Source organism: Pseudomonas sp. GW821-FHT01D09 (assembly GCF_059422465.1).
This window is the reverse complement of the sequence record NZ_JBWKWY010000009.1, coordinates 115,408-128,015: the sequence shown is the minus strand read 5'-3', so window position 1 is coordinate 128,015 and position 12,608 is coordinate 115,408. Positions and strand designations below refer to the sequence as shown.

Annotated in this window: 14 protein-coding genes; 4 read left to right on the top strand and 10 right to left on the bottom strand. The window is 61.9% G+C overall.

The window, feature by feature from the left end; genetic code table 11:
- Positions 1-2 precede the first annotated feature (2 nt).
- Positions 3-1,106, bottom strand: a complete 1,104-nt coding sequence (locus AC07W7_RS11840; protein WP_076962147.1) for an efflux RND transporter periplasmic adaptor subunit — start codon at positions 1,104-1,106, stop codon at positions 3-5.
- A 93-nt stretch (positions 1,107-1,199) separates the two neighbouring features.
- Between AC07W7_RS11840 and AC07W7_RS11835 the strand changes: the two genes are divergently transcribed.
- Positions 1,200-1,835 (top strand): TetR/AcrR family transcriptional regulator, encoded by a 636-nt coding sequence (locus AC07W7_RS11835; protein ID WP_099168207.1) that lies wholly within the window; start codon positions 1,200-1,202, stop codon positions 1,833-1,835.
- On the opposite strand, the gene AC07W7_RS11830 is transcribed toward AC07W7_RS11835, so the two are convergent.
- The gene (locus tag AC07W7_RS11830; RefSeq protein ID WP_076962145.1) at positions 1,813-2,607 is read right to left on the bottom strand and encodes a class I SAM-dependent methyltransferase; all 795 of its coding nucleotides are present in this window, start codon (positions 2,605-2,607) and stop codon (positions 1,813-1,815) included. The genes AC07W7_RS11835 and AC07W7_RS11830 overlap by 23 nt on opposite strands.
- 95 nt (positions 2,608-2,702) lie before the next feature.
- On the opposite strand from AC07W7_RS11830, the gene AC07W7_RS11825 reads away from it, so the two are divergent.
- A complete protein-coding gene (locus tag AC07W7_RS11825; RefSeq protein WP_495039358.1) occupies positions 2,703-3,323 on the top strand; it encodes an energy transducer TonB in 621 nt (206 codons plus the stop codon).
- Positions 3,324-3,333: 10 nt separating this feature from the next.
- Here AC07W7_RS11825 and AC07W7_RS11820 read toward each other — a convergent pair whose 3' ends face one another.
- From AC07W7_RS11820 to ppc, 5 genes are all read right to left on the bottom strand, one after another.
- A complete protein-coding gene (locus AC07W7_RS11820) occupies positions 3,334-4,194 on the bottom strand; it encodes a DUF72 domain-containing protein (protein ID WP_099168205.1) in 861 nt (286 codons plus the stop codon).
- Positions 4,194-4,514, bottom strand: a complete 321-nt coding sequence (locus AC07W7_RS11815) for a hypothetical protein (protein ID WP_076962142.1) — start codon at positions 4,512-4,514, stop codon at positions 4,194-4,196. Before AC07W7_RS11815 ends, AC07W7_RS11820 begins: the two co-directional genes overlap by 1 nt.
- 192 nt (positions 4,515-4,706) lie before the next feature.
- On the bottom strand, positions 4,707-5,390 hold the full coding sequence (gene tsaB, locus AC07W7_RS11810) for a tRNA (adenosine(37)-N6)-threonylcarbamoyltransferase complex dimerization subunit type 1 TsaB (protein WP_076962141.1): 684 nt from the start codon (positions 5,388-5,390) through the stop codon (positions 4,707-4,709).
- A gap of 90 nt (positions 5,391-5,480) precedes the next feature.
- A complete protein-coding gene (gene adk / locus AC07W7_RS11805) occupies positions 5,481-6,128 on the bottom strand; it encodes an adenylate kinase (protein ID WP_029300155.1) in 648 nt (215 codons plus the stop codon).
- 293 nt (positions 6,129-6,421) lie between these two features.
- A complete protein-coding gene (gene ppc / locus AC07W7_RS11800; RefSeq protein WP_495039357.1) occupies positions 6,422-9,067 on the bottom strand; it encodes a phosphoenolpyruvate carboxylase in 2,646 nt (881 codons plus the stop codon).
- Between the two features lie 409 nt (positions 9,068-9,476).
- Here ppc and AC07W7_RS11795 point away from each other — a divergent pair, with 409 nt between their 5' ends.
- Both AC07W7_RS11795 and lptF read left to right on the top strand, forming a co-directional pair.
- A complete protein-coding gene (locus AC07W7_RS11795) occupies positions 9,477-9,902 on the top strand; it encodes a DUF4398 domain-containing protein (protein WP_076962139.1) in 426 nt (141 codons plus the stop codon).
- 53 nt (positions 9,903-9,955) lie between these two features.
- Positions 9,956-10,738, top strand: coding sequence for a lipotoxin F family OmpA-related lipoprotein LptF (gene lptF / locus AC07W7_RS11790; RefSeq protein ID WP_076962138.1), 783 nt, complete (start codon positions 9,956-9,958; stop codon positions 10,736-10,738).
- 88 nt (positions 10,739-10,826) lie between these two features.
- Here lptF and AC07W7_RS11785 read toward each other — a convergent pair whose 3' ends face one another.
- From AC07W7_RS11785 to AC07W7_RS11775, 3 genes are all read right to left on the bottom strand, one after another.
- Positions 10,827-11,162 carry a hypothetical protein gene (locus AC07W7_RS11785; RefSeq protein WP_495039356.1) on the bottom strand — a complete coding sequence of 112 codons (336 nt, stop codon included), beginning with the start codon at positions 11,160-11,162 and terminating at the stop codon, positions 10,827-10,829.
- Positions 11,163-11,259: 97 nt separating this feature from the next.
- The gene (locus AC07W7_RS11780) at positions 11,260-11,586 is read right to left on the bottom strand and encodes a PA3694 family proteiin (protein ID WP_038446400.1); all 327 of its coding nucleotides are present in this window, start codon (positions 11,584-11,586) and stop codon (positions 11,260-11,262) included.
- Positions 11,586-12,497 carry an alpha/beta hydrolase gene (locus tag AC07W7_RS11775; protein WP_076962136.1) on the bottom strand — a complete coding sequence of 304 codons (912 nt, stop codon included), beginning with the start codon at positions 12,495-12,497 and terminating at the stop codon, positions 11,586-11,588. The genes AC07W7_RS11780 and AC07W7_RS11775 overlap by 1 nt, the downstream gene beginning before the upstream one ends.
- Positions 12,498-12,608 lie beyond the last annotated feature (111 nt).

The window sequence follows — 12,608 nt, the reverse complement described above, 5'->3', positions numbered from 1 at the left end:
GACTACTCCTTGTTGGCCGCCAGATTCACCACCCGGTTGGAGCGATCCACCGGGCGCACTTGCTGGCCCTCATGGAGCACATGGACACCGGCGGCAATCACCCAGTCAGTGGGGGCCAGGCCTTCGAGCACCGGCACGCTTTTTTCGCCGAAGGCGCCGATCCGCACCGCCGTGCGCTTGAGGGTGTTATCCGGCTTGACCAACCAGACGTAGGACACACCATTCTCCGCACTGAGGGCAGACAGCGGCACCGCCAAGGGAATCACACCGTCGGCCTGGATGAAGACCCGCGCACTCTGCCCCAGCTCCGCCGGGACCTTACCGGCGTTGAAGGCGACACGGGCAGCAAAGGTGCGCGACTTGGGGTCGGCCGCTGGCGACAGCTCGCGAATGCGCCCTGCGAAACGTTGCTCGGGCTGGCTCCACAACTCCACCGAGACCGGCTGGCCGACCTTGAAGCGGCCGAAGCTTTGCTCTGGGAAGCTGATCAACACTTCACGCTCGCCATCGGTGGCCAGGGTGAACACGGTCTGCCCGGCAGACACCACTTGCCCGACTTCCACCGCACGCTTGGCCACCACCCCATCCTGAGGAGCGCGCAGCACGGCATAGCCGGCCTGGTTGTTGGCCACGTCGAATTCAGCCTTGATCTGCTGCAAGCGGGCGACGCCTGCGCGGTAGAGGTTTTCGGAATTGTCGTACTGGGAGCGGCTGACCATCTGACGGTCCATCAGGGTCTTGTAGCGATCACGCTCGGCCCGCACCAGGCTCAGATTGGCCTCGGCTGCCGTGACCTGGGCACGCGTGGCCTGCAGTTGCAGGCGTACATCCTGGGGGTCGAGCTCGGCCAGCGGCTGGTTGGCCTTGACGCGCTCGCCCTCTTCCACCAGCCGGCGGCTGACTTTGCCGCCAATGCGAAAGGCCAGGTCCGGCTCATAACGGGCACGAACCTCGCCGGGGTAGCTGTCCATTGCCAGCGCCGAAGGCTGTGGTTGCACCACCATGGCCGGACGGACGGTGGTTTGAGCCGCCTCTTCATGGCCGCAGGCAGCCAATAAAAGAGCAAGGCTGACAGGCAACGCGAGGGGCAGGAAAATGCTGCGCATGCTGAAGGACCTTTCGCAAATAGTGCTTGGAGTAATTATACTGACCGGTATGTTATTAATACCAAACTCACCAGTCCACTATTTAAAGTAAAAATGTCTGACAATCCTGTAACCACCAATAGCCCCGGGCGTCCCAAGGACATGGCAAAGCGCCAGGCAATCCTCGACGCAGCGAAAATCCTGTTCTTGAGCAACGGTTACGCGAGCACCAGCATGGACGCCGTGGCCCTTGAGGCGGGGGTGTCGAAACTGACGGTCTACAGCCACTTCACCGACAAGGAAACCCTGTTCACCGCCGCCGTCGAGGCCAAGTGCGAAGCGCAACTGCCGGTGATGTATTTCGAGCTGCCCGACGGTGTGCCGGTGGAGAAGGTGCTGCTGAACATCGCCCGGGGCTTTCACCTGCTGATCAACAGTGAAGAGTCGGTGAACCTGCATCGCTTGATGATGACCTCGGGCAATCAAGATCCGAAGCTGTCGCAGATCTTCTTTGAAGCCGGCCCCATGCGGATGTTGCAGGGCATGGAGCGCTTGCTGGGCAAGATCAACCAGAGTGGTGCCTTGAGCATCGACAAGCCGTTTACTGCGGCCGAACACTTCTTTTGCATGCTCAAGGGCACGGCCAATTTCCGCTTGCTGTATGGCTGTGGCGAACGCTTGAGCAAAGCCGCCGCCGAAGAGCATGTGCAGGAAGTGGTAGGGTTTTTTATGCGGGCGTACCGGCCTTGAGCGCTTTCTTCGGATAAATATCGTACCGGCTGGATTTGCCATCCAGCGCATGGCTCGGCTTGGGCCCGTCGATGCACGGCGCCTTGCGTGGGCGCTTTACCACCACCCGATGGCTGGCCAGGGCCAAGGCCGCCGCGAGCAACGCCGGGGCATCCGGGTCGTCGCCCACCAGCGGGCGAAACAGGCGCATTTCCTTCTTCACCAGGGCGGTTTTCTCACGGTGGGGAAACATCGGGTCGAGGTAGATCACCTGCGGCGGCTCCCCCTCCCAATGGCGCATCACCTCGATGGAGTTGCCTTTGAGCAGGGTCATCCGCGCAACAATGGGCGCCACTTCAAAATCATCCGCCCCACGCGCCAGGCCATCTTCGAGCAAGGCCCCGATCAACGGCTGACGCTCGATCAGGCTCATCTCGCAGCCCAGGCTGGCCAGTACGAACGCGTCCTTGCCCAGGCCCGCCGTGGCATCCAGCACCCGCGGACGCACACCTTGGGACACCCCCACCGCCTTGGCGATCATCTGCCCGCTGCCACCGCCATAGAGCCGGCGATGGGCCGCACCGCCCTCGACAAAATCCACCCGCACCGGGCCAGGCGCATCGGGGCCCAGCTGTTGCAGTTGCAGGCCATGCTCGCCCACTTGCAGGGCAAACTCAGCATCCGCCAGCTGCACAGGCAAGCCAAGCTGCTCGGCCCAGTGCTGGGCGCGGGCCTGGAAACCGTCGGCCAAGGCCTCGACCCGAATGCGGCTGGCCGCGGGTTGTTCGCTCATCGTTTGCTACGCTCAAAAATATTAAGGATCGGCCAAAAGCGGCCGATAAAAAAGGATCAGGCATTTTGCCAGACCCTGAGCGTCGACCGAGAGAAATGTCAGACATTCATTCCCTATTCACCGGTGTCCTGCCGACCCACAACCACTTCGGCCTGCGCAATACCCAAGCGCTGGCCGGCGTCAGTCATGTGTGGCAGGACTTCTTCGCCCGGGCGTTGGCCGAGCAGCTTGGCCAGGAGCCAGGGGCGCAGTTGGCCGCAGACCCGGTGCCGGTGGATGCCTCGATCGAACCCAGCGCCGGCAGCGACCTGCTGACGCAAATCGTCACCCAGCGTCATTGCAATGTCCAGGACACCGAGGTCGCCCCGCCTGAACCGCTGCTCCTGCCGATTGCCGAGTTTGAACTGGAGTTGCTGCCACCGGCGGCCGTACCGTTCCCGGAGGATGAAATCGTCGCCCAACAGCGCCAGCAGAACTTCGAGAGTGGCTGGGTACGCCCCATCGTCCTCACTGCCGGCCAGCCATTGCCCGCCCCGGGCCCGGCGCCGCAAGCCAAGCCGTTGTTCCTGCCGATTGCCGAGCTCGAACTGGACCTGCTGCCACCCGCCGCCGAACCGTATCCCGATGAAGAACTAGCGCTGCAGCAAAAGGCATTGGACTTCGATTGTGGTTGGGCCCGCCCGCTGATCCTGCAGAACCTGCGCCTGGCGGCTTGATCCCGCGCGCCTAGAGCAACCCCAGTTGCTCCACAGCGGGCTCCCGATGCAACTGCGCCAACGCCGGCAACCCCGGCAACCGCACCCTCAATTGCTGGTGAAAGCGCATGGCCAGTTGGGCCGCCAGGCGATTGTCCGAGGTGTGCAGGAACACGTAAGGCGTGCGCCCTTCCTCAATCCAGCCGGCGACTTTTTCCACCCACGGCACCAGGAACGGATCGTTGGCTTCCAGCTCCGGGTGGCCGATAAAGCGCACCTGGGGGAACTGGGTCAACGCCGCCGGCCGGGGCGGGACCTTGGGCTTTTTCGATTGGGCATGGAGCACGGCGGCCGAGGTTGAAGTGCAACTGAACAACGCCCGTGGGTCCAGGCAGATGCGCTCGACACCACGGTCACGCAGCAAGCGGTTGAGGCTGCGCTCGGCGTCGCCCTTGGCGAAAAATTCGCGGTGACGCACTTCCACCGCCAGCGGGCGCTCCAGGCCGTCGATAAAGCCTGCCAGTTCCCCCAGCCGCTGCGGGGTGAAACTGGCCGGCAGTTGCAGCCACAGTGGCGAAACCCGCTCGCCCAGCGGGCTCATCAGGCCGAGGAAGCTTTCGGCGGCGGGCAACTGTTCGCGCAGGTCAGCACTGTGGCTGATATCACCGGGAAATTTGGCGGTAAACCGAAAGTGCGCGGGCATGATCTCGGCCCAGCGCTGCACGGTGGCCACCGAGGGCCGCGCGTAGAAGGTGGTGTTGCCTTCGCAGGCGTTGAACACCTGGCAATAGAGCCCGAGAAAATCCGTGGCGCGGGCATCTTGTGGATACAGGTACTCGCGCCAGGCGTTTTCACTCCAGGACGGGCAACCGAGGAAATAAGGCAACAGCATCAGATATGGATATCGAGACCCAGCACTTCCATATCCCATTCGACAAAGCCTGCCGTGGTCAGGTAGCTGGCCAGGGCCGTGGCAACGTTGCGGCTCATGGAGCGCGGGAAGACCATGTCTTGCTGGCGCGCCGGAACGCCGCTGATACGTGCGCCGCTGGCGCCCTGGGAGCGCGCGGAAGGCGTCGCGCCTTGGGAGGTTTCTGGCTGAACTTCAATAAAGTCGGGGGACTCTTCGACGGACTCGTCTACCGTCACGTTCGCCTTGCGTGGCTTGCGCTTGAGGGGGTAGGGCTGGGAAGAAAAGCCGTCTATACGCATGCATGCAGATCCATGATCAGTAATGGCAATTTAGCGGCACTTTCCTTGGCACGCAAATGCTCTGGTGACAACTAGAACACATAAATGGGCAAAGGTTTAAACCCAGGGGGAAATTCTGACGATTGGTGAGGATTGCCTGCGATCAACGGTGGGGCTCGACAGCTCCCACATTAGAGGCTGACCGCAATAAACCTAGAGCCCGCGCTCAGCCTTGGTCTGCGCCACTTTATCGCGCAGGTACACCGGAGCGGCCTGATCAGCCGGGATCGCCTCGCCGCGTTCCCAGGCAAAACGCGCCAGGGTCAGCAGGTCTTCGGCATGGGGCAACATCCCGGCATCCTGGCCGACCGTTGCCACGGCGATCCGCTCGCCATACCCCCAACCCGTACCAGCACCAAACCAGTCGCCACTGGCATCGGCCGGCAACGCGGCGGCTTCGGGTGGCTGCACCGCTTCAACGCCGACCAGGCGCATCTCGCCAGCGGTTTCGCGGTAGCAGCCCCAGTAGACCTCATCCATCCGTGCATCAATGGCTGCCGCCACCTGGGCCGCGCCATGCTCACGCAGTGCGCGCTGGGCCAGCACGGCCAGGTTGGACACCGGCAATACCGGGCGCTCCAGGGCAAACCCCAGGCCCTGCACCACGCCGATGGCGATGCGCACGCCAGTGAACGCCCCCGGGCCGCGGCCAAAGGCGATGGCGTCCACCGCCGACAAGGTGGTGCCGGCATCGAGCAACAACTGCTTGATCATCGGCAGCAACTTTTGCGCGTGCAAGCGGGGGATCACCTCATAGTGGCTCGTGACCTTGCCGTCATGCAGCAGGGCAACGGAGCAAGCTTCAGTCGCGGTGTCCAGGGCCAGCAGGGTGCTCATCGGTGGGGGTGTCCAAATCGAAAAAATGTTTACCAGTATAAACAACAACGGCCCGCAAGCGGGCCGTTGAACGTCAAGCCGATCGTCAGATCAGTTCAGCGCTTGCAGCACCTTGGCGGTGATGGCTTCCACCGAGCCAACGCCCGGGATGTGGCTGTATTTCGGCTTGCCCTGGGCCGCCGACAGCTTCTGGTAGAACTCTACCAGTGGCTTGGTCTGGGAGTGGTAGACCGACAGGCGATGACGCACGGTTTCTTCGGTGTCGTCCTTGCGCTGTACCAGGTCGTCACCGGTCACATCATCCTTGCCTGCCACTTTTGGCGGGTTGTAGACGATGTGGTAGACGCGGCCCGAGGCTTCGTGAACGCGGCGACCGGCAATACGCTGCACGATTTCTTCGTCTTCAACGGCGATTTCAACCACCGCGTCCAACTCGACGCCGGCCTTCACCAGGGCTTCGGCCTGGGGAATGGTGCGGGGGAAACCGTCGAACAGGAAACCGTTCTTGCAGTCTTCCTGGCTGATGCGTTCCTTGACCAGGTTGATGATCAGGTCGTCGGAAACCAGGCCACCGCTGTCCATCACGCTCTTGGCGATCAGGCCCAGCTCGGTGCCGGCCTTGACGGCAGCGCGCAACATGTCGCCCGTGGAGATTTGTGGAATGCCGAACTTTTCAGTGATGAACTTTGCCTGAGTACCTTTACCGGCCCCGGGAGCTCCCAGCAGAATGACGCGCATCGATGTGCTCCTCAATTTTTTATAGAGATGACGCTCGGATTCGCCGCGTGGGGCCAATCTCGTAGAATATGCTCGTAAAAATACGAATCCAGGCCGCCCAACCGGCCAAAGGCTGATCAAGATACACAGCGAGCCCTAACCACACAAGCCGCCAAAAGTCGGAAGAACCCGCACCACACAAGCCTTTTGGTCGCGGTATCCCTTGGTGCAACCCCGCCCCAAAACCGCCGGCACCGCCCTTTCGGGTCGGCCGGCGGTTTTGTCTGCAAGCCCTTGAGAACACGCGACAAATGTCAGCCAGTGTTACGCAACCCGGCGGCAATACCGGCCACGGACACCAGCAGCGCCTGTTCCAGAGGGCTGTCCTGTGTCGCCTCCTGCTGGCGGGAGCGGGCCAGCAGCTCGGCCTGCAACAGGTGCAACGGGTCGAGGTAGGTGTTGCGCAGGCGGATGAACTCCAGGGTGTCGGGGCTGTGGGCCAGCAACTGCGACTGGCCGGTCAGGCCAAGCACCACGACACACGCCTGCGACAATAGGTCGCGTAAATGCGCGCCCAATGGCAGCAGGTCGGCGTGTACCAGACGTTGGTCATACAGCCGGGCGATATCGGCGTCGGCCTTGGCCAGGACCATTTCCAGCATATCGATGCGGGTGCGGAAGAACGGCCATTGCTCACGCATCTGCCCCAGCAACTGGCCTTCGCCGCGCTCAAGGGCCTTGCTCAAGGCCGCTTCCCAGCCCAGCCAGGCCGGCAGCATCAGGCGCGTCTGGGTCCAGCCGAAAATCCACGGGATTGCGCGCAGGCTCTCGATGCCCCCGGCACGACGCTTGGCCGGGCGACTGCCCAGGGGCAAGCGGCCCAGTTCCTGCTCCGGCGTGGACTGGCGGAAATACTCGACGAACTGCGGATTTTCCCGCACCACCGCGCGATAGGCGCTGACACCATCGGCCGCCAATTCATCCATCAAATGGCGCCAGGCCGGCTCCGGGGGTGGCGGTGGCAACAAGGTCGCCTCCAGTACCGCGGCCAGGTACAGATTGAGGTTCTGCTCGGCGATATCCGGCAGGCCGAACTTGAAGCGAATCATCTCGCCCTGCTCCGTGGTGCGGAACCGCCCGGCTACCGAGCCCGGTGGCTGCGACAAAATCGCCGCGTGGGCCGGGCCGCCGCCACGGCCAACGGTGCCGCCGCGACCATGGAACAACAGCAACTCCACCTGCTGCTCGCGGCAGATATCCACCAGGCGTTCCTGGGCCCGGTATTGGGCCCAGGCCGCCGCAGTAGTGCCGGCGTCCTTGGCCGAGTCCGAATAGCCGATCATCACTTCCTGCGGGCCTTGCAGACGCGCGCGATAGCCGGGCAACAGCAGCAGGCGCTCGATCACCGGGCCGGCGTTGTCCAGGTCGGCCAGGGTCTCGAACAGCGGCACCACACGCATCGGCCGCTGCACCCCGGACTCCTTGAGCAGCAACTGCACCGCCAGCACATCGGACGCCGCGCCGGCCATGGAGATAACGTAGGAGCCCAGGGAGGCGGCGGGCGCGGCGGCAATTTCCTTGCAGGTATTGAGCACTTCGGCGGTGTCGGCCGATGGCTTGAAATACCCCGGCAACAATGGGCGACGGTTGGCCAACTCCTGCATCAGGAAGGTGATGCGCGCGTCTTCGTCCCAGTCCTCATAGCGACCCAGGCCCAGGTAGTCGGTGATTTCGCTCATCGCCGCCGAATGCCGGCTGGAGTCCTGGCGCACATCCAGGCGCACCAAGAACAGGCCGAACGTTACCGCACGGCGCAGGCAATCGAGCAGCGGGCCGTCGGCAATCACGCCCATGCCACAGGCGTGCAGGGACTGATAGCACAGCTCCAGCGGCTCCAGCAGGTCGCGATTGTTTTGCAGCACCTCGGCCGGCGCCGGGAGGCTGCCGGCCAACGCCGCGTGCGCCCAATTGCGGGTGGCGCGCAGGCGTTCGCGCAGTTGCTTGAGTAAGGCCCGATAAGGCTCGACGCTATCGCCGACCCTGGCCTGCAACTCGGGGCTGGCCTGCTGCATCGACAGCTCGGAGGCCAACTGATCGATATCGCGCAAGTACAGGTCCGCCGCCATCCAGCGCGCCAGCAGCAAGACTTCACGGGTCACGGGCGCCGTCACGTTGGGGTTGCCGTCACGGTCGCCGCCCATCCACGAGGCGAAGCGGATCGGTGCCGCCTCCAGGGGCAGGCGCAGGCCGGTGGCGGCGTGCAAGGCGTGATCGGCCTTGCGCAGGTAGTTGGGGATCGCGTGCCACAACGAATGCTCGATCACCGCAAAGCCCCACTTGGCTTCGTCCACCGGGGTGGGCCGGGTGCGGCGGATTTCTTCGGTGTGCCAGGCTTCGGCGATCAGCCGTTGCAGGCGTTGGCGAATCTGCTCGCGCTCGGCGCTGGTCAAGTCACGGTGATCCTGCAAGGCCAGTTGCGCGGCGATAGCGTCGTATTTCTGGATCAGGGTGCGGCGCGCGACTTCGGTCGGGTGGGCGGTGAGCACCAGCTCGATCTCCAGCCGCGCCAACTGGCGGGCCAGGGATTCACTGCTATGGCCTTCACGCTGCAAGCGCGCCAGCAACTCGGGCAGCACCCGCGATTCAAACGGAGCCGGCTGGGACTCATCGCGCCGGTGAATCAGTTGGTACTGTTCAGCGATATTGGCCAGGTTGAGAAACTGGTTGAACGCACGCGCCACCGGCAACAACTCGTCTTCCTGCAACTGGTTGAGGCTGGCGCTGAGCTCTTCGCCAGCCGCCGCCTCCGTTGCCCCGCCCCGGCGATCGGCCTTGGCGCCCTTGCGGATCTGCTCGATCTTGTCGAGGAACTCATCACCGTACTGTTCTCGAATCGTGTTGCCCAGCAGTTCACCCAGCAGGTGAACATCTTCACGCAAACGTGCATCGATATCGCTCATCAGCCAATCTCCAGCCAGGAATCCGGGACGCTTTGATCCTCAAGAGTGCCGTTCAAGCCTCGCGCTTACAAGCAATGTTCGGCATCTCTGTGGCAAGCCCGCTCGCCACTATTTCTTTGCTTATTCACTGAAGAGCATTCCCCCTTCTATTCCGGGCCTTTCAGGGCCTTTGAGTACTACTGCGCGCAGCAAAAGTTCCATTTTTTACACGCTGACTATCGGGTCAGATTTGTTCAGATGTTTTTTCGGGCAAATCGCCATCTTTGCTGAACTATTCAAAAAAGCCTTGGGTCACAGCCAGTAAGCCATCACTTGGAACAGGCGTTTGAAAAGGCACACTGAGCTTCACCGCCAAAACGCAGACGCTGAACACCGTAGATGGATTTGATGTTTTTTCAGGAGTTACCCAATGGAGTTGAAGACGATGAAGACCAGCACTGCCAAATCCTCGTTTAACCACCTGCGCGGGCTTAAATTGGCCGCGTTGGCAATCGGTACCAGCTTCGTCCTCGCGGGCTGCGCCGGCAACCCGCCAACCGAGCAGTACGCCGTGACCCAATCGGCCGTGAACAGCGCCGTCAGCGCTGGCGGTACCGAATACGCCGCCGTGGAAATGAAAGCGGCCCAGGACAAGCTCAAGCAAGCCGAACTGGCCATGCATGACAAGAAGTACGACGAAGCCCGTCGCCTGGCCGAACAGGCCGAGTGGGACGCACGCGTTGCAGAGCGCAAGGCCCAGGCTGCCAAGGCCGATCTGGCCCTGAAGGACTCTCAGAAGGCTGTTCAGGAGCTGCGTCAGGAAGGCATGCGCCCTGCTGTGATCCAGCATAAGTAAGCAGCGCCTTGTTTGCATCGCACTCGAAATCGAATTGAAAGGACGACACCACTATGCGTAAACAATTGATGATCCCTGCCCTGCTGGCGATGAGCGTTGCACTGGCGGCTTGCTCCACCCCGCCTAACGCGAACCTGGAAAACGCACGGACCAACTTCTCGGCCCTGCAAGCCAACCCGCAGGCGACCAAAATCGCCGCCCTGGAAACCAAGGACGCCAGCGAATGGCTGGACAAGGCCGACAAGGCTTACCGCGACAAGGAAGACGAGAAGAAGGTCGACCAACTGGCCTACCTGACCAACCAGCGCGTTGAAGTGGCCAAGGACACCATCGCCCTGCGCGAGTCCGAAGCCAAGCTGAAAAACGCCGGCGACGAACGTGCCCGCGCCCTGCTCGAAGCCCGCGACGCACAGATCAAGCAACTGCAAGGCAGCTTGAATGCCAAGCAGACTGAGCGCGGTACCCTGGTAACGTTCGGTGACGTGCTGTTTGCCACCAACAAGGCTGACCTGAAATCCAGCGGCCTGGTGAACATCAACAAACTGGCGCAATTTCTCCAGGAAAACCCGGATCGCAAAGTGATTGTCGAAGGCTACACCGACAGCACCGGCAGCGATGCCTACAACCTGACCCTGTCTGAGCGCCGCGCGGCTTCGGTGCAGGTTGCACTGATCAAGATGGGCGTTAACCCAGGCCGTATCGTGACCACCGGCTACGGCAAGGAATACCCGGTTGCCGATAACGCCAGCGTGTCGGGCCGTGCCATGAACCGCCGCGTTGAAGTGACCATCTCCAACGACAACCAGCCGGTCAAGCCGCGTTCTTCGATTCAATAATCGACTGACGTACAGCAATGTAAAAGCCCTGCCTGGGTTTCAGGCAGGGCTTTTTTATACAAAACCCTCTGCGACAGAGTGCTTTTGATTAGCCAAAGTTGACGGAGCTGTTGTTCTCTGGGGGCATTTGTATGCCTTGCGGTTGTTGGCCACTCATCTGTTGGCGTTGATTATCCTCATCGCCGCCACTACTGTCGCCACTGTCCGGGGATCCCCCTGTGCGACCCGCCTTGGCCAACATTTGCGCCAGCATTTTCGTCAGGGTTTCATGGTCCAGAGCACCACCCTGTTGCTGACCCAACGCGGTTTCCTTAACTATATTGCTCTGATTGCCCTGATTGCCCTGATTGCCCTGCTCACCCATGCCACCGTCGACGGAAAAGCCACCGCCGCGACTACCACCACTAACTCCATCAATACTCATAGTGATACTCCACGTAATTAAGGGTTATTCGTCAGCGCTGCTGACAACCCATTCAGTGGTGTCATACCCAATATGGTTCCAAAAACTACCGGCCGGCTTACTGCTGCAGTTGTGGGGTTTCCTGGCCCATGCAACGCACCGCTTGCTTCTTGCTGTTCACCAGCACACCGGTCAAGCCCTTCTGCTCGGTATCGAACAGCACCAGCACACCGTCGACGCACTGCGCCACTTGGGGAGCCGGGGTCAGGGAGACTTTATAGTCCTCGCCGGGCACGGTCTTGAGCATGGTGTAGTCGCTGAGCAACAACGCATCCTCGGGCTTGGCGAAGTGCAGGTAGCCGTAGTACCACAGGCAGCCTACGGTGCCGATGATGGTGCCGATACCGGTGAGGATCAGGGGGATCATGTTGCGTTCTTCGCTCATTACGGACTCTCTGATGATTCAACTTTTAAATGGGAAGCCGCCGGGTAATTGGGGATTTCCCCCAGGCGACGCAGGCCATTGAAATGCTGCGGATCATCAAGATAACGCAGCATCACGGTTTGCCAGGTCTTGTCGGCAAAGGTCTGCACATGCCCACCACGGGTCAATTGCAGCACCCTCGGCGGCGGCGCAGCTTGATACAGACGGATGCCGTTGGAAAGCGGCACGATCGGATCATCCAGGCTGTGGAACAGCAGTTTCGGCACGCCGGTCAGCTGCGGCATGCCGTGGATCGCACTGTCGGCGTCCGGCACCAGCCACGACAACGGCACCTGAAACGGCCATGTTAGCCAGGAAGTGCTCAGGGCGAATTGCCCTACATCACGATAACTGGCGGGCACGCCATCCAACACCAGCGCCTTGAGCCGGGGCTGGCGCTCGGGATGCGCCGCCAGGTAATGCACCGCCAGCGCCCCGCCCAGGCTCTGGCCAAGCACCACCAGCGGCTGGCCCCGGGTTTCGGGGGCCTGGTCGAGCCACTGGAAGGCGGCGTCCAGGTCCTGGTAGATGGCCGGCAACGAAGGCTTGCCTTCGGACACGCCATAGCCGCGATAGTCCAGCATCAACACTTGATAGCCCTGGGCCGGCAACCACCAACTGCCACCCAGGTGCCCGGACAGGTTGCCCCCATTACCGTGCAGGTGCAGCACCGTACCCTTGAGCGGCACCCCAGCCTTGGCCGGCAGCCACCAGGCCCGCAGCTTCAGGCCATCGGCGGTGGTCAGGGTGACGTCACGGTATTCCAGCCGTGCCTGCTGCGGGGTGAATGGCAGACCGGGCTCGGGATAGAACAGCAACGAGCTGCAGCCATTGAGGGTCAGGAGCAGGCATAGGATGCCGAGGAGTCTCATCCGTTGAAATCTCGTAAATGGGTTGGAAGTCTACAGACCAATGGCGATCAAAAATGTGGGAGCGGGCTTGCTCGCGATAGCGGTGGGTCAGTCAACACATGCTTAGATGAT